The organism is Pseudomonas entomophila, assembly GCF_023277925.1.
GTDB lineage: Bacteria > Pseudomonadota > Gammaproteobacteria > Pseudomonadales > Pseudomonadaceae > Aquipseudomonas > Aquipseudomonas entomophila_D.
Genome location: NZ_CP063832.1, coordinates 1,256,664 through 1,274,204, shown reverse-complemented (window position 1 = coordinate 1,274,204; position 17,541 = coordinate 1,256,664). Strand labels below are relative to the sequence as shown.

The 17,541-nt window shown below is 63.0% G+C and carries 20 protein-coding genes; 4 read left to right on the top strand and 16 right to left on the bottom strand.

Annotated elements, in window-relative coordinates:
- Nucleotides 1–15: 15 nt before the first annotated feature.
- Both IM733_RS05710 and IM733_RS05705 read right to left on the bottom strand, forming a co-directional pair.
- Complete coding sequence (locus tag IM733_RS05710) at nucleotides 16–1,557, bottom strand: class I adenylate-forming enzyme family protein (RefSeq protein ID WP_248919941.1); 1,542 nt, start codon at nucleotides 1,555–1,557, stop codon at nucleotides 16–18.
- Nucleotide 1,558: 1 nt separating this feature from the next.
- Nucleotides 1,559–2,737: an acetyl-CoA acetyltransferase gene (locus IM733_RS05705; protein ID WP_011533742.1), complete on the bottom strand. Its 1,179-nt coding sequence runs from the start codon at nucleotides 2,735–2,737 to the stop codon at nucleotides 1,559–1,561.
- A gap of 141 nt (nucleotides 2,738–2,878) precedes the next feature.
- On the opposite strand from IM733_RS05705, the gene IM733_RS05700 reads away from it, so the two are divergent.
- Complete coding sequence (locus IM733_RS05700; RefSeq protein ID WP_011533741.1) at nucleotides 2,879–3,451, top strand: LuxR C-terminal-related transcriptional regulator; 573 nt, start codon at nucleotides 2,879–2,881, stop codon at nucleotides 3,449–3,451.
- A 62-nt stretch (nucleotides 3,452–3,513) separates the two neighbouring features.
- Here the strand turns inward: IM733_RS05700 and IM733_RS05695 are convergent, their stop codons facing one another.
- The 9 genes from IM733_RS05695 to IM733_RS05655 form a co-directional block, all read right to left on the bottom strand.
- Nucleotides 3,514–4,032: a DUF4231 domain-containing protein gene (locus tag IM733_RS05695; RefSeq protein WP_248919940.1), complete on the bottom strand. Its 519-nt coding sequence runs from the start codon at nucleotides 4,030–4,032 to the stop codon at nucleotides 3,514–3,516.
- A gap of 292 nt (nucleotides 4,033–4,324) precedes the next feature.
- The gene (locus IM733_RS05690; RefSeq protein WP_248919939.1) at nucleotides 4,325–5,041 is read right to left on the bottom strand and encodes a tellurite resistance TerB family protein; all 717 of its coding nucleotides are present in this window, start codon (nucleotides 5,039–5,041) and stop codon (nucleotides 4,325–4,327) included.
- Nucleotides 5,042–5,333: 292 nt separating this feature from the next.
- The gene (locus IM733_RS05685; RefSeq protein WP_248919938.1) at nucleotides 5,334–6,368 is read right to left on the bottom strand and encodes a GNAT family N-acetyltransferase; all 1,035 of its coding nucleotides are present in this window, start codon (nucleotides 6,366–6,368) and stop codon (nucleotides 5,334–5,336) included.
- 231 nt (nucleotides 6,369–6,599) lie between these two features.
- Nucleotides 6,600–6,806 (bottom strand): hypothetical protein, encoded by a 207-nt coding sequence (locus IM733_RS05680; RefSeq protein ID WP_248919937.1) that lies wholly within the window; start codon nucleotides 6,804–6,806, stop codon nucleotides 6,600–6,602.
- 41 nt (nucleotides 6,807–6,847) lie between these two features.
- Complete coding sequence (locus IM733_RS05675; RefSeq protein ID WP_248919936.1) at nucleotides 6,848–7,135, bottom strand: DUF3077 domain-containing protein; 288 nt, start codon at nucleotides 7,133–7,135, stop codon at nucleotides 6,848–6,850.
- 146 nt (nucleotides 7,136–7,281) lie between these two features.
- Nucleotides 7,282–7,539: a hypothetical protein gene (locus IM733_RS05670; protein ID WP_248919935.1), complete on the bottom strand. Its 258-nt coding sequence runs from the start codon at nucleotides 7,537–7,539 to the stop codon at nucleotides 7,282–7,284.
- A gap of 349 nt (nucleotides 7,540–7,888) precedes the next feature.
- Nucleotides 7,889–8,371, bottom strand: a complete 483-nt coding sequence (locus IM733_RS05665; RefSeq protein ID WP_248919934.1) for a hypothetical protein — start codon at nucleotides 8,369–8,371, stop codon at nucleotides 7,889–7,891.
- A 128-nt stretch (nucleotides 8,372–8,499) separates the two neighbouring features.
- Nucleotides 8,500–8,787, bottom strand: a complete 288-nt coding sequence (locus IM733_RS05660) for a DUF3077 domain-containing protein (protein WP_248919933.1) — start codon at nucleotides 8,785–8,787, stop codon at nucleotides 8,500–8,502.
- Nucleotides 8,788–8,933: 146 nt separating this feature from the next.
- Nucleotides 8,934–9,191 carry a hypothetical protein gene (locus tag IM733_RS05655; RefSeq protein ID WP_248919932.1) on the bottom strand — a complete coding sequence of 86 codons (258 nt, stop codon included), beginning with the start codon at nucleotides 9,189–9,191 and terminating at the stop codon, nucleotides 8,934–8,936.
- Between the two features lie 438 nt (nucleotides 9,192–9,629).
- On the opposite strand from IM733_RS05655, the gene IM733_RS05650 reads away from it, so the two are divergent.
- The 3 genes from IM733_RS05650 (at nucleotide 9,630) to IM733_RS05640 (ending at nucleotide 13,608) form a co-directional block, all read left to right on the top strand.
- Entirely contained in the window at nucleotides 9,630–10,145 is a 516-nt protein-coding gene (locus tag IM733_RS05650; protein WP_248919931.1) for a sigma-70 family RNA polymerase sigma factor, read from the top strand.
- On the top strand, nucleotides 10,142–11,062 hold the full coding sequence (locus IM733_RS05645) for a FecR domain-containing protein (protein WP_248919930.1): 921 nt from the start codon (nucleotides 10,142–10,144) through the stop codon (nucleotides 11,060–11,062). The genes IM733_RS05650 and IM733_RS05645 overlap by 4 nt, the downstream gene beginning before the upstream one ends.
- 134 nt (nucleotides 11,063–11,196) lie before the next feature.
- Entirely contained in the window at nucleotides 11,197–13,608 is a 2,412-nt protein-coding gene (locus IM733_RS05640) for a TonB-dependent siderophore receptor (RefSeq protein ID WP_248919929.1), read from the top strand.
- Nucleotides 13,609–13,710: 102 nt separating this feature from the next.
- On the opposite strand, the gene IM733_RS05635 is transcribed toward IM733_RS05640, so the two are convergent.
- Genes IM733_RS05635 through IM733_RS05615 form a run of 5 tightly spaced genes read right to left on the bottom strand, consistent with a single transcriptional unit; the run spans nucleotide 13,711 to nucleotide 17,541 of the window.
- The gene (locus tag IM733_RS05635) at nucleotides 13,711–14,199 is read right to left on the bottom strand and encodes an NUDIX domain-containing protein (protein ID WP_248919928.1); all 489 of its coding nucleotides are present in this window, start codon (nucleotides 14,197–14,199) and stop codon (nucleotides 13,711–13,713) included.
- Between the two features lie 11 nt (nucleotides 14,200–14,210).
- A complete protein-coding gene (locus IM733_RS05630) occupies nucleotides 14,211–15,410 on the bottom strand; it encodes a UbiD family decarboxylase (RefSeq protein WP_248919927.1) in 1,200 nt (399 codons plus the stop codon).
- The gene (locus IM733_RS05625; protein WP_248919926.1) at nucleotides 15,410–15,883 is read right to left on the bottom strand and encodes a phosphoribosyltransferase; all 474 of its coding nucleotides are present in this window, start codon (nucleotides 15,881–15,883) and stop codon (nucleotides 15,410–15,412) included. Before IM733_RS05625 ends, IM733_RS05630 begins: the two co-directional genes overlap by 1 nt.
- Nucleotides 15,876–17,021 (bottom strand): IMP dehydrogenase, encoded by a 1,146-nt coding sequence (gene guaB / locus IM733_RS05620; protein ID WP_248919925.1) that lies wholly within the window; start codon nucleotides 17,019–17,021, stop codon nucleotides 15,876–15,878. The genes IM733_RS05625 and guaB overlap by 8 nt, the downstream gene beginning before the upstream one ends.
- The gene (locus IM733_RS05615) at nucleotides 17,014–17,541 is read right to left on the bottom strand and encodes a 6-pyruvoyl trahydropterin synthase family protein (protein WP_248919924.1); all 528 of its coding nucleotides are present in this window, start codon (nucleotides 17,539–17,541) and stop codon (nucleotides 17,014–17,016) included. Before IM733_RS05615 ends, guaB begins: the two co-directional genes overlap by 8 nt.

Here is a 17,541-nt window from a genome sequence, read left to right as displayed (position 1 = left end):
CATGAATAGCGTGTTTCAGGGGCTGCTCAAGGCCCCTTTCGGGTCTTGCAGCCACTGGCGCACGCGGGTCTTGAGAATCTTGCCATAGCTGTTTTTCGGCAGCTCTGTGCAGAACTGGTATTTTTTCGGTTTCTTGAACGAGGCCATGCGCGCCAGGAACCAGTCGTTGAGCGCCTGGGCCTGTAGGCAACCCGGCTTGCGCGGCACCACGAAGGCTACCACCGACTCGCCCCATTCGGGGTCGGCCTCACCCACCACGCACACTTCGAATACGCCGGGGTGCTGCATCAGCACCTCTTCCACTTCCCGGGGGTAGATGTTGCTGCCACCGGAGATGATCACATCCTTGCTGCGGTCGGTGAGGGTCAGGTAGCCCTGCTCGTCGAGCTGGCCAATGTCGCCGGTCAGCAGCCAGCCGTCCACCAGGGCGGCGCGGGTGGCCTGCGGATTGTCCCAATAGCCCTGCATCACCGGCGCGCCGCGCACGGCGATCTCGCCGGCTTCCCCAGGCGGCAAGGGGCGTCCGTCAGCCCCCAGCACCTGCACCTCGACACAGGCCTGGGCACGCCCCACCGAGGCGGCGATGCGCGGCCAATCGGGGTTGGCACGGTCGGCGATGGCTTCGCGGGACAGCGCGCTGATGGTCATGGGGCACTCGCCCTGGCCGTAGATCTGCACCAGGCGCGGGCCGAAGGTGTCCAAAGCCTGTTCGAGGTCGGCCAGGTACATCGGCCCGCCGCCGTAGACGATGGTCTTCAGCCCTTCGCCGCCATAGCCCTGCTGCCGGGCCTGCTCGACCATGCGCTTGACCATGGTTGGCGCGGCGAACAGGCTGACATTGCCCAGCGCCTGGGCCAACTCGAACAGCTCCGCCGCCTGGAACCCGCGCGACGCGGGCACCACATGCCGGGCGCCGCAGCGCACATGGATGAAGTTGTAGAGCCCGGCGCCGTGGGAGATCGGCGCGGCATACACCACCGCATCGTCCGCGCCCACCGTGTCCACATCCAGCGGGTAGCACAGGGACATGGCGACCAGGTTGCCATGGGACAGCTTCACCCCCTTGGAGCGCCCGGTGGTGCCAGAGGTGTAGAACAGCCAGGCCAGGTCGGCGTCTGTGCGCGGGTGCGGCCGCAGCAGTTCCTCACCCGCCACCTGCTGAAGTTCGCCCAGCCCGGACGCGGCCAGTTCCCGGCAACCGAGCGGCAAGGCGATACCATCGAACACCTGGCCGTCATCGGTATAGATCAGCCAGGCCCCGGCATTGCCGGCAATCCAGGCGGCTTCCAGGGCGTGCAGCTTGCTGTTGATCGGCACCGCCACCGCCCCGCTCCACCAGATGGCGTACAGCAGTTCCAGGTAGCCGCAGCTGTTCTTCATCAGCAGCGCCACCCGGTCGCCCGGTGAGATGCCGTATTCGTGACGCAGTTGCAGGGCCCGAGCACGGGCCCGCGCGGCGAACGCCTGGTAATCGGCCACCTGGCGCGCGCCCTCGAACAGCGCCGCGCGTTGCGGCCAGCGCTGGGCCGTGTCGCACAGCCAGTTGGCGATGTTCATGTCACACCCGCACCGCCTGCAGGACACTGGCGTAGTTGGCCACCGCCATGCCGCCCATGTTGAACAGCAGCCCGAACTCGGCACCTGGCACGCCCAGCCCAATGGGCTCGCCAACCAGCTGGGCGAAGCCCAGGGCATGCATCGACACCCCGGTGGCGCCCACCGGGTGCCCCTTGGCCTTGAGCCCGCCAGACAGGTTCACCGGCAGGCGCCCGCCCGGGCGCACGGTGCCATCGTCGATGGCGCGGTGCCCTTCCCCTCTGGGGGCCAGGCCCATGGCTTCGTAGATCAGCAGTTCGGCGATGGTGAAGCAGTCGTGGACCTCGGCGAAGCTCAGGTCGTTCAGGGTCACGCCGGTTTCGCGCAGTGCCCCGTGGATCGCCCGTTGCGGCCCCTCGAAGGCCAGCATGTCGCGGCGCGACAACGGCAGGAAGTCGTTGACCTGCACCATCGAACGGATCGCCACCTGGCGCCGCATCGACCGCGCCCGGCGCGGCGACGCCAGGATGATCGCCGCCGCGCCATCGCTGATCAGCGAGCAGTCGGTCAGGCGCAGCGGCGGCGCGATCAGCGGGTTGCTCGGCGACGGGTTGTTGCAGTGCTCGAAGTCCATCACCCGGTGCATCTGCGCCAGCGGGTTGGCCATGGCGTTGGCGTGGTTCTTCACCGCGATCGCCGCCATGGACGCCAGCGGGCTGTGATAGCGCTCTGTGTACTGCTGCGCCACCTGGCCGAACAGCTGGGCGAAGCTCAACCCAGCTTCCGACATCGCGTTCTGGTAACCGGCGCCGGCCAGCGCCCGGGTGACCTCGACCGTGCTGTTGCCGGTCATCTTCTCGGCCCCCACCACCAGCACCAGCTCGGCGGCGCCGCTGCGGATGGCGTGGATCCCCGCCTGAATCGCCGCCGCCCCCGAGGCACAAGCGTTCTCGCAGCGGGTGGCGGGCTTGAAGCGCAGTTGCGGGTCGGCCTGCAACATCAGCGAGGCGGGAAAGCCATCGGCCACCAGCCCCGAGTTGAAGTGGCCGAGGAACAACGCGTCGATCTCGGCCGCCTCGATGGCGGCATCGGCCAGGGCGTCACGGGTGACCTTGACGATCAAATCCTCGAGGTTCAGGCCATCCAGGCGACCAAAAGGACTGTGCGCGGCAGCGACGATGGAAACGGAATCGTGAAACATGGTGATTTTCTTCTGTCCTTGAAGCGGGTAATCCATACAATGTGTCAGCACCCGAATCCCACGCTAGTTGGGGCAACTACGTACGTGAGTAAGTAGTGAGCGCTACGGGGCATGACCATGACACCGAGGCAGGACGCCTGAATGACCGTACACACCCCACCCTACCCCGACCTCGAGCGCCTGGCGTTCCAGGTGTCGCCCGCGCCGCAGCTGATTACCGGGCATCGGCGGATGCTCGATTGCAACCAGGCGTTTGCGCGGCTGTTCGGGTATACCCGTGAAGAACTGCAAGGGCACCTGACCCTGTTGTTGTACCCCTCCCATGCGGATTACCAGGCCATCGGCGAACGTAGCGAGCACTGGCTGCGCAATGGGCTGGGGGCTTTCTATACCGATGAGCGTTTCATGCAGCACCGTAATGGCGAGGTGTTCTGGGCGCGAGCGCATGGGTTCACGTTGACGACGGAGGATCCGTTCGAGCTGATGATATGGCACTTTGAACGGCTGGATCGGCAACCGGCGCCGACGGTGCAGTTGACGCCGCGGGAGCGGGAGATTTCGTTGCATATCGTGAATGGGTTGACGTGCAAGGAGGTGGCGCGGCAGCTAGGGATCTCGCACCGGACGGTAGAGGTGCATCGGGCGCGGTTGATGAAGAAGTTGCAGGCGAAGAACAGTGCGGAGTTGGTTTCTAAGATTATTTTTATTAGCTGAGGGTATGACACTCAGCCTCCCACACTGCAAATACGCATTCATTATCGAGCGTCAACAAAACCTCATGGCGCCTTGGATTTACCTGGTTTTTCTACTTGAGGAAATTGCATACCACTAAAAAATTCGTCAGTCTCGGCAGCAGAGATGATTCGAACATTGGTAAAAAAATCATTGGTCGCGATATACACGTGTTCCAGCCGCTTTTCTTCCGAAAGTACATGACTGGCTTTTGCTAGCTCCAATTCCCACTTGGCTTCGAGTGCATCGATTGCAAATTTTGATTGCTCCCGCCCGCGCCAGCTTCTTTCCCAACGAAAAAAATTACTCAACCCTGTCAGTGCCGCGATTGTTAAGCTCATCACCGACATAACCTCGGTTTTATACTGGAAATAGGTCACAGCAACAACTGGAAGGATAACGCCAAGCAGTATTGTGACGACACCACACACCCTGAACATATAGAAAGGGTAAGACTGGTGCTTTGCATACCACTCACGCCGCGGATCAACAAAGCATTTTTTTATAGATCGCGCAGCGCCCAAGAAATTATGAAGCGAATGCTCGCTGTTATCCGCCGTCATAACGCCCCCTATGGATATGGGTAAAACGTAGGCCCAGTCATCTACAGTAGAGGCGATCAAACGTCGCTTGGCAAGCAGAGCACGTGCTTAGCCATAGAGCATGTTGACCACTACACCTTGCTATTACCCAGCAGTCACCTTGCCATAACATCTGTACGAAACATTAACGGACACTCAACTCTCCGAGATAAAACCGGGCGGCGCCCCTGCCCGCCCAGCGGCCATTCCAGACCTTCTCATGACGCTCAGGTTTTTAGGATAGTTGGGTCGGAAGTTGGCCACCCCAGCCCGGTCAAGCGGCGCCCTTGGCCTGCTGCTCCAAGTGCACCTGCAATGTCGGGTCGATTTGCAGTGCGCTGGCCAACTCGTCCAGGTAGGCCCGCTCTGCGGTCTGCTGGTCATCCACCAGCATCACGCTGGCCAGGTACATTTCCGCGGCCATGGCCGGGTCCAGTGCCGACTGTGCCACCTCGGCAGCATCGAGTGGCTTGGCGACTTCCTCATCCAGCCATTGCTGCAGCTGCGGGTCGTTGGTGTGACGTTTGATTTCGGCGTAGATCAACTGTTCTTCTCTCTGGTCGATGCGACCGTCAGCCTTGGCTGCCGCAATCAGCGCGCGCAAGATGGCATGGCTGTGATCGTCGGCCTCGGCGCCGGACAATTGATCGACAGTGCGCAGGGCCTGTTGCGGGGCTGCCGCCTGACTGCGCTGCCAGCTTTGATAGGCCTGGAACGCCAGCATGCCCAACGACGCCAGGGCCGCGTAATTGGTGCCACCCGCGGGGCGCCCCTGGTTAGCGCCGCCTGCGCTGCCGCCACCTAACAGGCCGCCGAGTAAACCACCAAGGCCACCACCGCCACCCGCTGCACTACTGCCGCCAAGCAGACCACCCAGCAACCCGCCCAAACCGCCCAGGCCGTCTTGCGATGACAGGCCGCCGCTCCCTTGTTGCGATTGCGAGGCCTGGCCGGCCCGAAGTAACTGTTCGAGTAGATCACTGGTGTTCATTGCAGCGCCCTCGGTCGGTAGTCGTTGCCCGGAGAAGCAACGATAGCCCCCGCTAGGCAATTCGGCATGACCGTTTGGCCGACGGGGTAATCCGGGGGCTTATAGAGCTGACAGATAACCAGCACGCAATCCCCTACCTCTTGTCTGCACTCCGCAAACGGGAGCTATGGGCTAACAACAGGTAATCGCGAACGGCGGCTTTCGACCCATAGCTGTCTTTCATAAGGTGCAGCAAACGGTGAGTAGCCTGCCAGCAGCCCATCGATCTACACACGTTACTCTTCAATAAGGTCTAGTCACTGAACTCCCACTTAAGTATCGGTAGATGACGGGGCTCGCCACATACTGGGCGCGGTACATCGCGCACATGCTGTGCACCGAGTAGCTCGTAGAAGCCACGAGCCGACGGGTCTGACTCCACCGCTAAATTGTTCACGCCAAGCCCGCGCGCTACGGCCAGAGCATGCCCCACCAGGCGCCGTCCGTGACCACTTCCCATTGACTGTGGGTCTACCCAGCAATGCTCCAACTGCCAGCCGTCCTCGCCGCTCTCAAGCCCATAAAAGCCCAGTAGTTGGCCATCCGCTGCTACCAGCACCGCGTACTGCTGGGTCATTTGCCCGGGGTCGAAAGTCAGCGCGGCCTCCCATGCCTTCATCCAGGCTGCGGGGTATCCCCAATGGGCCTTGCTGCGCTGAGCCAAAGCACTGAGCGCCTGTGCATCAGATCCTCGGGATGGGCGAAGGATCGGCGTGTCGTCCTCCAGCAAAGCTCGCCCCGCCGGGTCAGTGGCCAGCAGGCTGTACTGGTGCAGGTTGAGGAAGCGTCCGTTCTTGTATTCCACATCCCGCAAGGTTCCCTCAAGCACGAAGCCGAGCCGCTCCAGCAAACGAGTGCTGGCGGGGTTCTCCGGCTCAACTTCTGCGTGGATGCGGTGTACGCCGAGGGTGCCCAGGGCGAAGCGGAGGATGGTAGGCAGGCAGTCTTGCATCAGCCCCCGGCCCCAGTGTTCCGGTATCAACCAATAGCCGATATCCAGGCTGCGATCAGAGTGAGACCAATCATTGAAACCACAGGCGCCTACCAGTTCGTCCCGCCCCGGCAAGGTAACGCCCCACCAAATGCCCCGGTGCTCTTCCAGCAGTGCGTCATACCAGCGCATCTGTTCGTCCGTCGCTTCGAGGCTGTCGTAAGACACGCCGTAGTGGGCAACCACCTGCGGGTTGGAAAGCCCGGCAAAAATCGCCTCAACATCATTGCAATGAATCCGCCGCAACGTGCAGCTGGGCAGGAAGAACTCGGGAAATTCGACAGCAAGGTCCATCATATTCAGATCCATAGGGCTGGGTCAGTGCAATAAATGCTCGCAGCAAAGGGCGTGGAAGTAAAAGGACAGTCTGGAGGCTATTGGGCGGAACAGTCCAATAAGGAGTAACTGATTGGTTACTGGCAGGTGGTGGTTAGCCAATTGGAATTATTGGCCACTGGCAGCTATGGGTCGAAAGCTGCCGTTCACGAACGGCTCCCTTCAGCAAGGAGCGAGAGCTCGGTTCTAGCGTTACATCTCAACTGACAGCACACCGCAATACATCAGGGTGTTGCACAGACTCATTTGGGCGACCATGAATCCCCAGGCAGCACCCAGAAAACCAATGTTCACGACAATCCATGGCAAATGTGCTTTCACGGGGTAACTCAACAGCCAATCCGACATACCTACGTCAATCAGCATGCCAGGTACAGAGAAGAGGAGGTTGCTCTGCATGGAGTCCTGAAGCAAAGCGGCCCTCCCCCTCGATTGTCGTTTCAGACCCTCTTCAAAATGCCCATATGCGCATCGTCCATCAACGCCTTGGCCATATCGCTGAGGTAGTGCGACGCCCACACCAGCACCGGTTCGTTGTCCATCACACCGATGAATGACGCACGGCGGGCGCTGTCGAGCAGTACGGAGGCCTGTTCCATGGCGTGGTTGGCACAGTTGCCGGGTTCCACGCGGAACAGGCGCGTGCCTTTGGTGGCGCCTTCCATAAACGTGCACGCGCCGACGGTCCAGCCGAGTTGGCCGTGGTCTGCTGGGAGATCGTTGTCCATTCGAGGTTCCTCTGAGGATTTGAAGGGGGTGACCGAGCTACCTGTAGGAGCGGCTTCAGCCGCGATCACCAGCAGCGCTGGTGCCAGGCACCGCGGTGCCTGCATCGCGGCTGAAGCCGCTCCTACAGGGGCCCTGCGCAAGCCTGTCAGTGCAGCGTGTATGACGGCGGTCGGACACTCAGCTGTAGCTGGGCTAACGCTGACTCCAGTAACGTGCGGGTGGCATCGAGTTCGTGCATTACCGTCAGCATTACCAACGTGGCAGGCGATTTGGGCAGGTGGGTCAACGATTGATGCGTCACCGCCAACGCGCACATCACGTACTCAGTGGCGTGAACCAGGGTGTCTTCGAGGAAGTGAGGAGACTCGGTGGAATGGGGTGGATCGGGAACGATCTTGAGCATGGTAAATCCTCTTTTGCATTGGATTTCAGCCACCACGCCACCCTTGCAGTGGATAGGGTGGCAGCTACGTACAGGTCTGCAAGACCGGCGCAAAAGAGAAAACCGGCAGGCCCGAGGGCCTCCCATACGCAGCCGCCATGACGCATCAAACAACACGCTTACATGTTGTTGATGCCTTGGCAGTAAACCTTTTGCGGTCGGGCTTGCAGGCCCGGTCGTTGATTTGGCAACGACCCGGCGAGACTAGACCTCACGGCGAAGGCGCAAAAGCGGCTAAAGCATGCTTCGGAAACGACCTACTCGAAATAGGGAAAATCTGATTCATCCCTGTAGGACGCGCTCCCCTACCTCAGGCTCTCCCCATTTCCTGATACCAGGCAACCACAGCCGTGCCGCACTCCCCCCACGCAACTTCAGCAACATCGCGAATGATGTCCGCCAGCAACTCAATATCTGCCCCCTGCGCCTCGATGCAGGCCAGGCGCCCGGGCGACCAATCAAGAAAGGCACACTGCGAATACTGCCGAAGCACGTCGCAGAGGGCTTGCCGAGGCGGCTCTTCACGGGGGTACATGAAATCAAAGTACGGGGCATCGGTGTCGTACATCGAATACAGCCGAATCCAGGCATTCAACGGACAGGAAAACACCACGGTGACAGTGCGATTCCTCCACTCCGGCCCGCCGTGCTTGATGTGGCGAAGCACTTCGATGAGGCTATGACAATCGGGGATTCGGGTCATGCAGCTGGGATCGAACACCCAGTCAGGCTCAGCCTGATAGGCGGCTGTAGCGGCCAGCAGTGCAGCCATTCTTCTTGCTTTTTTGTTCATCGCATTACCTTGAGCTCTGGCCGCTACCTCTGATCGCAAGCAGTCAATCTGGCTGGCCGAGTGACATTTACCTTGTCGTGATTCTGACAGGGTTTGCCACAGGCCAGCATGTGTTGGGTGTCGTCAGTTCAAACCTTCTTCAAAATGCCCATATGCGCATCGTCAATCAGTGCCTTGGCCATATCACTGAGGTAATGCGACGCCCAGACCAACACCGGTTCGTTGTCCATCACACCGATGAATGATGCGCGGCGGGCGCTGTCGAGTAACACGGAGGCTTGTTCCATGGCGTGGTTGGCGCAGTTGCCGGGTTCCACGCGAAACAGGCGCGTGCCTTTGGTGGCGCCTTCCATAAACGTGCACGCGCCGACGGTCCAGCCGAGTTGGCCGTGGTCTGCTGGGAGATCGTTGTCCATTCGAGGTTCCTCTGAGGATTTGAAGGGGGTGACCGAGCTACCTGTAGGAGCGGCTTCAGCCGCGATCACCAGCAGCGCTGGTGCCAGGCACCGCGGTGTCTGCATCGCGGCTGAAGCCGCTCCTACAGGGGCCCTGCGCAAGCCTGTCAGTGAAGCGTGTATGACGGCGGTCGGACACTCAGTTGTAGCTGGGCCAACGCTGACTCCAGTAACGTGCGGGTGGCATCGAGTTCGTGCATTACCGTCAGCATTACCAACGTGGCAGGCGATTTGGGCAGGTGGGTCAACGATTGATGCGTCACCGCCAACGCACACACGACGTATTCAGTGGCATGGACCAGGGTGTCTTCGAGGAAGTGAGGAGACTCGGTGGAATGGGGTGGATCGGGAACGATCTTGAGCATAAACACCTCGCAATGCGGAAGTCGGACCACCGCCCCTCCACTTGCAGGTGAAGGGTGGCAGCTACGTACAGGCCTGCAAGACCGGGGCATTACGAGGCGAAAACCCGGCTGACCAAGAGGTCACCCGCACGTAGCCACCATGGCGCGAGACCCACGGCAAAGCGCCGGGGCTCATGGTGAGCACCTTCGTAATACCGCGCAGGCTTGCAGACCCGGTCGTTGATTTGGCAACGACCCGGCGAGACTAGACCTCACGGCGAAGGCGCAAAAGCGGTCAAAGCATGCTTCGGAAACGCCCTACTCGAAATAGGGAAAATCTGATCCATCCACGTAGGACGACAACCTCTCTCACCGCTCACCATTCCCAATCCCACCTTCACCCAGTACACTTGCGACAAATTCTTATTTGCATCCAAATATGTCGTTGGGGGAGCTTCGATGTCCACCGTTGTTTCCGACGGAGCTGCACACGTTGGCCTGGAAACGCTCTACCGCGAGCACAGCGGCTGGCTGCACGGCTGGTTGCGGCAGCGGCTGAACAACACCGACGATGCCGCCGACCTGGCCCAGGACACCTTCATCCGGGTGCTGCTGGCCCGCACCGCAGGCACGCTCAACCAACCGCGCCACTACCTGGCAACCATCGCCCGTGGCCTGGTCATCGACCTGTACCGCCGCCGCAGCCTGGAAAACGCCTACCTCGAAGCCCTGGCACAGCAGCCGGAACACTACGCGCCCTCCGCCGAAACCCGGGCCGCCATCCTCGATACCCTGATGGCCATCGACCGCATGCTCGATGGCCTCGGCCCACGCACGCGGGCGATCTTTCTCGCCGTGCAGCTCGACGGCCTGAGCTACGAAAAAGCCGCCGAGCGGCTCGGCGTTTCGGTGACTACCGTGCGCAAGCACCTGGCGCGCGCGCTGATGCATTGCCTGCTGGTCGAGGGTGCATGAAGGCCATTCTCGCCGACGCCGTGGACTGGTACGTGCGCTTGCATGACAGCCACGTCGATGATTCAACCCGCGCCGCATGGCAAGCCTGGCACGCCGCCGACCCTCGCCACGCCGCCGCCTGGGCGCGGCTGGAACAGCTGCAATGCCGCCTGGGCAACGCCCCCAGCGGCGCTGCGCAAACCCTCGAAATCGCTCGGCGGGATCGACGCCATGCCGTGAAGGCATTGGCGCTGTTGCTCGGGGTCGGGGTGGTCGGCTGGCAGGGTTATCGGGCCTCGCCGTGGCATGCCGATTACTCGACGCAGGTCGGCGAGCGGCGCCAGCTGACCCTGGCCGATGGCACGCGCCTGGACCTCAACACCAACAGCCGTGTGGATGTTCGCTTCGACGCCGGCCGGCGCCTGATCCACCTGCGCCAGGGCGAGATCCTGGTGGAAACCGCCAAGGACCCGCGCCCACTCAGCGTGCGCACAACTGAAGGTGAGATTGTTGCGCTCGGCACCCGGTTCAGCGTTCGCCAGGCTGATGGCGTGAGCTGTGTGGCAGTGACCGCCCATGCCGTGGAAGTGCGCCCCACCCGAACGGCGCAAGTTGTGCGCATCGATTCCGGGCACAGCTTGAGTTTCAGCGCCGACGCCGTCGGGCCGCTAAGTCCCCTGCGCCCCGGCGCCCAGGCATGGGCCCAGGGCATGCTGGTGACCGTCGATTGGCGCCTGGGCGATGTGATTGATGAACTGGCCCGCTACCGCCTCGGTTATCTCGGCTGCGCGGGCGAAGTCGCCGGGCTGTGCCTGTCCGGCGCCTTCAACCTCGACGATACCGACGTCGCCCTGGCCAGCCTGGAAGACGCCCTGCCCGTCCGCGCCCGGCGCATGACCCGCTACTGGGTGCGCCTGGAACCCCTCGGCATGGGTTAAGGCGACTACCCTCCCCCCTTCACACACCTGAGAATTTTTCGCATTCAGGGGTGACAGATTTCTTTCACTGCTTCGGCTCTTGAGGACGCGCGCATCAGCCGCGCCCAAGCCAATCAGCACAGGAACCCCCTTTCATGTCCGCACGCCGTACCTCGCTAGCCTGCAGCATTCGCCAGGCGACCCTCGCGCTGAGCCTTTGCGGTGCCGCGCTGGCGACCTCGACCGCCTGGGCCGCCCCGCAGCGCTACGACATTCCGGCCGGCAGCCTGGCTTCGGCGATCAGCCAGTTCGCCGCCGCCAGCGGCGTGACCATCAGCTTCAGCCACGACGAAACCACCGGGCTGCAGTCGTCGGGGCTGCACGGCAGCTTCGAACTGGAGCAAGGCTTCGCCGCGTTGCTGCAGGGTTCCGGGTTGCGGGTGCAACCGATGGGCGAAAAACGCTATGTGCTGAGCAAGGCGCCCACCGACGGTGCCGTCGAGCTGGGCGCGACCAGCATCGATGCCATGGGCCTGGGCAGCACCACTGAAGGCACGGGCAGCTACACCACCGGCTCGGCCAACACCGCGACCGGGCTGCGCCTCTCCGCCCGCGAGACGCCGCAGTCGGTCAGCGTGGTCACCCGCCAGCAGATCGAAGACCAGAACCTCACGGACGTTGCCCAGGTGCTTGAGCAAACCCCGGGCGTGGTGGTCAACAGCATGGGGCCGGCCGGGAGCGACGGTAACCATATCTATGTGCGTGGCTTCGAGGTCGGCAGCATCCAGGTCGACGGCGTCAACCGCCCCGACACATATGGGTTTCGCGACGATCTGGCCGACATGGTCTCGTACGACCGGGTGGAGGTGGTGCGCGGGGCCACGGGCCTGATGTCGGGAACCGGCGACCCCGGCGCCACCATCAACCTGATTCGCAAGAAGCCGACCCTCGAAACCCAACGCAAGCTGACGCTCAAGGCGGGCTCGTGGGACAACTACCGCACCGAGCTGGATGTGTCCGGCAAGTTGTCGGAAAGCGGCCATGTACGCGGGCGTTTCGTGGCATCGACCACCGACAGCCAAAGCCATATCGACCGCCAGTCGCTGAAAAAAGAAGTGGCCTACGGGGTGGTGGAATGGGACGTCACCGACAGCACCATGCTGACCGTGGGCGCGGAATACCAGGAGCTGGACAGCGACGGAGCCGGCAACCATGGCTTCCCGATGTACAACACCGATGGCAGCCACTTCAAGCCTTCGCGCTCGTTCAACTCGGCCTCGGACTGGAGCTACCACAAGCGCCGCGCCAAGACGCTGTTCACCACCCTGGAGCACCAGTTGGACAACGACTGGCAGTTGAAGCTCAATGCCGAGCACAGCCGCCGCAGCTACGACGATGCCTTCGCTACCGCCGCCAGCGGCACCGTCAACCCCGACGGCAGCGGTATCAGCACCTGGACCGGGCGTTGGGCGGGCGAGCCCCGGCAGACCTCGTTCGATCTCTCGGCCAATGGCCCGTTCGAGCTGTTTACCCGTGAGCACCAGGCGTACCTCGGTGCCAGTCACTACCGGGCCTACTACCGCAACAACGGCTACCCGCTGTGGTCGCTGCAGAGCATCGACAACATCCACACCTGGGACGGTTCGCTGGCGATCCCGGACGCCATCCACACCAAGTCCACCAAAGACGCGCTGGACGAAACCCAGGACGGCCTGGTGGCATCGGTGCGCTGGAGCCTGGCCGACGACCTGTCGCTGATTACCGGGGCGCGGGTGATCGACTGGAAACGCGACGAAGCCAACACCACCCTGGCCACCGGCGAAACCAGCCACACCTCGCGCAGCGAGACCGGGGTCGTCACGCCTTACATGGGGCTGGTCTACGACCTCAACGAAAACTGGTCGGCGTATGCCAGCTACACCACCATCTTCAAGCCGCAGAGCAAGCAGGATGTCAGTGGCGGCTACATCGAACCGGAAGAAGGCGTGAACTACGAGCTGGGGCTCAAGAGCGAGTTCTGGGACAAACGCCTGACCACTGCGTTCAGTGTCTTCGAAGTGCACCAGGACAACCTGGCCGTGGCGGACGGCAGCAAGCTCGCCCCCGATGGCAATCAGGCCTACCGCGCCGAGTCCGGCACCAAGACCCGTGGTTTCGAGATGGAAATGGCGGGCGAAATCCTGCCGGGCTGGCAAGTCTCCGCCGGCTACACCTATGCCGTGGCCAAGGACGCCGATGGCAAGCGCCTGCTCACGGACGTGCCGCGCGACACCCTCAAGCTGTTCACCAGTTATCGCCTGCAGTCCCTGCCGCAGTTGAAAGTGGGCGGTGGCGTGCGCTGGCAAGGTGCGGAGTACACCAAGAACGCAGGGCCCGACGGCGAAACGTTCAACCAGGGCGCCTACAGTGTGGTCGACCTGATGGCGCAATACGCGTTCACGCCGCAAACCAGCGTCGCCCTGAACCTGAATAACGTGTTCGACGAGAAGTACTACACCGCGATCGGTTCGCGGGGCTGGTATGGCACCCCGCGTAGCGCCACGGCCACGTTGGTCTATGCGTTCTGACGCAATTGTGTGAAAGCGCACGCAGGAGGCTTCTGTAGGAGCGGCTTCAGCCGCGATGCGGGCAATCGCGGATGAATCCGCTCCTACGCGAGCCCGCTTCCCTTACTTGAACAGCCCGCCCTGCCCTTCGAAATGCGCGCTGCAGCGCACGAACGCCTCGGCCTGCCGATACTCCATGGCCAGCTCCAGGTAGCTGCACCCCTCGTCGAACAGCCGCCCCATCAGGAACCGGTCCGATTCCGGAATCCGGTAGGCATCGAGGTTGTCCAGGTCCGCCCACACCAGCGGGTGCTTCTCCTCGACCAGCGTGGGCCGGGCCTTGGCTTCGAAGCTGTAGACGAAGATCAGCCAGTTCCAGTCCGGCGACTGCGAATAGTCGTATACCAGCCCACGCGGGCGCAGCGGCTCGGTGATTTCGTAGCCCGTCTCCTCGGCGAACTCGCGGCGTGCGCAGTCGATGGGGATTTCACCGAACTCGCACTTGCCGCCCGGCGGCAGCAGGAAACCGCGGTAAGGCGCGGTCTGCCGGTCCAGCAGCAGTACCTGCCCCTCGTAGGTGCAGTACACCAGGGTGCTGAGCCTGGGGCTCATCGATCGATCCATCAGTAAGTCTTCCAGTTGAAGTCGTTGGCATTGTCGCACAGCAACCCCAGCCGCCCGCCCATACGCACCCCGCGCTTGCGGTAGTCGTCGGTCACCGTCTCGAAGGCGAAGGTCGACAGGTCGGCGAACAGGGTGTCGGCATTCCTGACCAGGAAGAACAGCTTGCTGCGCAGGTCGTATTCCATGACCAGCCGCAGGGTCGCTTCGTTCACCGTGTCGCACTCGACGATCACCCCGAACTCGCCGAAGTACGCTGTCGGATACACCACCCGTCGCACAGGGATGCCCTTGCTTTCGAGGAAGCCATACATGAACGTCTCGTTCTGCAGGCGCATCAGGTCCAGGCCCGACTCCTTGCCGCAGAAAATCCCGAAGAACAGCGGATTGTCCCGTGCGTGGATCGCCTCGACGGTCAGCTCGAAGCCCACGGTCTTCTCGCTGTAGTAGCCCTTGAACTCGCAGAACGGCCCTTCGTCGATCATCTTGCCGTTCAGGCTGGCGTGCAGCACCAGCTCGCTCTCGGCCGGCACCGCCGGGTAGTCGCCCAGGCGGCACAAGTCGATGGGCGCGTCGGCGATGGCCGAGGAAAACACGTAGCTGTCCACGTCCGCCGGGATCTTGCTTGCCCCACCGATATAGGCCGAGATCGGCCCGCCGTTGAACAGGCTGACCTTGACCTCGCCCTCCTCGCGCAGCCGCTCGTGGATGATCGCGTGGGCGTCGGTGCGGGGGTCGATGAACACCGCGATGGTGCGCCCGTCCTTGATCTCGCCGCGGTAGAAGCCCAGGTTGTAGCGCCCGGCCTTGTCCTGCACGCAGAACACGAACGAGGTCAGGTAGCGGCCGCCGTCACCTGGCTGGTACTTGAGAAACGGCAGGTCGAGCAGCGACCAGTCCATCCGCTGCAACGCCCAGGGCGCTTGCACGGGTGCGCGCTGGTCGGCGTGCACCCCGCGCGCGCGCCGGGCGAATTCCGGCTGCACGTTCTCTTCGTTCAGGCCCAGCCCGCGCAGCATCGCCTCGCGCTTGAAGGCGTTGTCGACATAGGGCACCCCGGAAGCGCAGGCGACATTGCTGAACTTAACCACCGGGTAGGCCTTGAGGTCGTAGTGCTGGTGCAGGTAGCGCGAGATCTCGAGGTCGGTCTCGAACAGGTCCGCGACTTCGTCGACGCGGGCCGCGCTGAGTAAGCTTCTCATCAGGCGTCGATCCTTCTTTCCCAGGGGAAGCGCACCCACTCGGTGACTTCCCGGGCATGGAACTCGACCATTTCGTTGACCTGGGCGCGGTCGCCGTTGGCGGCGTTGAACACCAGGCTGGCGACGTAGATGTCGCGCCCGTCCACGCCGTACTGCTCGCGGATGAAGCGCACGGTCTCGCCGCTGCCGACGATGTCTTCGATCACCAGCCATTTCTTGCCGGCCTGCGCCAGGGGGCTGATATCCACCAGCTGCGGGGCGGCCTTGCGCGAGTCGACGCCATCGGACAGGTTGCGCCGGATCGACAGCGTGGCCACTTCGCGCACGCCCAGCTCATGGGCGACGATCACTGCCGGCACCCAGCCGGAGCGCGCCACACCGACGATGGTGTCGAAGGCGTAGCCCGACTCGCGCACCGCCTCGGCGATGGCCAGCGACAGTTGCTCCACATCGTTCCAGGTCAGGTTAATCATGGCTGAGCACCTCGGCCTTGTAGTCGATGGGGTGCTTGGCCGCGTCCAGGGCATGGGGGCGGCTTTCCTGGCTGGTCTGCACCGACACCTCGATGAACTCATGGCGTTCCAGCAACTGCGGGTAGTCGCTGGCGCCGCAGTAGCTGAAGCCCGACTGCACGCCGCCGATCAGCTGGTACAGGTAGGCGCGCAAGGGGCCGGCGTACTCGAAGCAGGCTTCGATACCCTCAGGCACATAGCGCAGCAGTTGTTCCTCGGTGATCTTCTGGCCTTGCAGGCGCTTGAGCTCGAGGTTGGTGCCAAAGGTGACGAAGCCGCGGGTCAGCTTGAAGCGCTTGCCGGACACCTCCAGCAGCTGCGCGGCGCTTTCGTCGGTGCCGGCGAGCATGCGCCCGAGCATCACCGCCTGGGCGCCGGCGGCCAGGGCCTTGACGATATCCCCGGAACTGCGGATGCCGCCGTCGGCGATCACGCTGACGCCCGCCTCCTTCGCCGCCGCGGCGCATTCGAGGATGGCGGTGAGCTGCGGCACCCCGGCGCCGGTGACCGAGCGCGTGGTGCAGACGCTGCCCGGGCCGATGCCAACCTTGATCACGCTGGCCCCAGCCTTCGCCAGGTCGAGCACGCCTTCGGGGGTGGCGACGTTGCCGGCGACGATCGGGATATCGCCCAGGCGCTCCTTGACGTTGGCGATCGCGGCGATGGCGTGGGTGGAATGGCCGTGGGCGATGTCCAGGGTGAGGAAGTCGACATCGCAGGCGGCAAGGCCGGCGGCGCGCTGCAGGTAGTCGTCGACGATGCCGATCGAGCCGCCGACCTTGAGCCGGCCCTGGCTGTCCAGGGTCGGCGCGAAGTCAGGCTCGCGCTGGGTCACCGGTGCGCTCTTCACCGCATGCACGAAAGCCACCTGGTCCTCGATGCTGCACATGCGGTGGACGATGCCTAGCCCGCCCATCCGCGCCATCTCCATGGCCATGCGGTCTTCGGTGCACCACTGGGTGTTGGCCGAGATGATGGGTACGCTCAGGCGACCGAGGCCCTTGAGCTCGACGCCGATATCGGCCTCCTTGCGGCTGGCCAGGTGGGTCTTCTTGGGCACCAAGAGCACATCGTCGAACACATAGCCCTTTCTAAACATGCTGCGCGCCTCCCAGATTGCCGGCCGGGTACTCGGCCCAGCAGTTGGGGGTTTCGTACACGCGGATAGTGTCCACGCGCACCTGGGCGGCGCCGTGGCCGAGGGTGGCAACCTTGTCGCTGAGCAGCTCGTACCAGTGCTTGGCCAGCGCCTCGGCGGTGGGCGAGAACGGCACCAGGTAGATCTTCATCCCTTCGCCGTTGGTCAACGGCAACGCCACGCCGGAGGTGCGCACATCACGGGCCGGGCCATGGATATCCAGCACCTGCAGCAGGTACTCGTCTTCGGCGTCGACGATCAGCGCGTGGTCGCAGAGCTCGTCGATGCACTGCACCATGGCGTCCTTGGCAAAGCTGAAGTCCAGCACCATGCCGGTTTCCGAGCCATGGGTGGCGAGCTCGTCGGCGCTGAGGGTCATGTGCACCGAATAGCGGTGGCCGTGCAGGTTGCGGCACTTGGAGCCATGGGAGCGGATCCGGTGGCCGGCGTCGATTTCGATCTTGCGGTCGATCTTGAACAT

Coding starts and splice junctions, on each gene's coding strand:
- IM733_RS05670 (WP_248919935.1), bottom strand. CDS start 7,539: ATGCTCAAGATCGTTCCCGATCCACCCCATTCCACCGAGTCTCCTCAC.
- IM733_RS05675 (WP_248919936.1), bottom strand. CDS start 7,135: ATGGACAACGATCTCCCAGCAGACCACGGCCAACTCGGCTGGACCGTC.
- IM733_RS05690 (WP_248919939.1), bottom strand. CDS start 5,041: ATGAACACCAGTGATCTACTCGAACAGTTACTTCGGGCCGGCCAGGCC.
- IM733_RS05710 (WP_248919941.1), bottom strand. CDS start 1,557: ATGAACATCGCCAACTGGCTGTGCGACACGGCCCAGCGCTGGCCGCAA.
- IM733_RS05650 (WP_248919931.1), top strand. CDS start 9,630: ATGTCCACCGTTGTTTCCGACGGAGCTGCACACGTTGGCCTGGAAACG.
- IM733_RS05660 (WP_248919933.1), bottom strand. CDS start 8,787: ATGGACAACGATCTCCCAGCAGACCACGGCCAACTCGGCTGGACCGTC.
- guaB (WP_248919925.1), bottom strand. CDS start 17,021: ATGTTTAGAAAGGGCTATGTGTTCGACGATGTGCTCTTGGTGCCCAAG.
- IM733_RS05630 (WP_248919927.1), bottom strand. CDS start 15,410: ATGAGAAGCTTACTCAGCGCGGCCCGCGTCGACGAAGTCGCGGACCTG.
- IM733_RS05615 (WP_248919924.1), bottom strand. CDS start 17,541: ATGTTCAAGATCGACCGCAAGATCGAAATCGACGCCGGCCACCGGATC.
- IM733_RS05680 (WP_248919937.1), bottom strand. CDS start 6,806: ATGCAGAGCAACCTCCTCTTCTCTGTACCTGGCATGCTGATTGACGTA.
- IM733_RS05655 (WP_248919932.1), bottom strand. CDS start 9,191: ATGCTCAAGATCGTTCCCGATCCACCCCATTCCACCGAGTCTCCTCAC.
- IM733_RS05695 (WP_248919940.1), bottom strand. CDS start 4,032: ATGACGGCGGATAACAGCGAGCATTCGCTTCATAATTTCTTGGGCGCT.
- IM733_RS05640 (WP_248919929.1), top strand. CDS start 11,197: ATGTCCGCACGCCGTACCTCGCTAGCCTGCAGCATTCGCCAGGCGACC.
- IM733_RS05635 (WP_248919928.1), bottom strand. CDS start 14,199: ATGAGCCCCAGGCTCAGCACCCTGGTGTACTGCACCTACGAGGGGCAG.
- IM733_RS05645 (WP_248919930.1), top strand. CDS start 10,142: ATGAAGGCCATTCTCGCCGACGCCGTGGACTGGTACGTGCGCTTGCAT.
- IM733_RS05665 (WP_248919934.1), bottom strand. CDS start 8,371: ATGAACAAAAAAGCAAGAAGAATGGCTGCACTGCTGGCCGCTACAGCC.
- IM733_RS05685 (WP_248919938.1), bottom strand. CDS start 6,368: ATGATGGACCTTGCTGTCGAATTTCCCGAGTTCTTCCTGCCCAGCTGC.
- IM733_RS05705 (WP_011533742.1), bottom strand. CDS start 2,737: ATGTTTCACGATTCCGTTTCCATCGTCGCTGCCGCGCACAGTCCTTTT.
- IM733_RS05625 (WP_248919926.1), bottom strand. CDS start 15,883: ATGATTAACCTGACCTGGAACGATGTGGAGCAACTGTCGCTGGCCATC.
- IM733_RS05700 (WP_011533741.1), top strand. CDS start 2,879: ATGACCGTACACACCCCACCCTACCCCGACCTCGAGCGCCTGGCGTTC.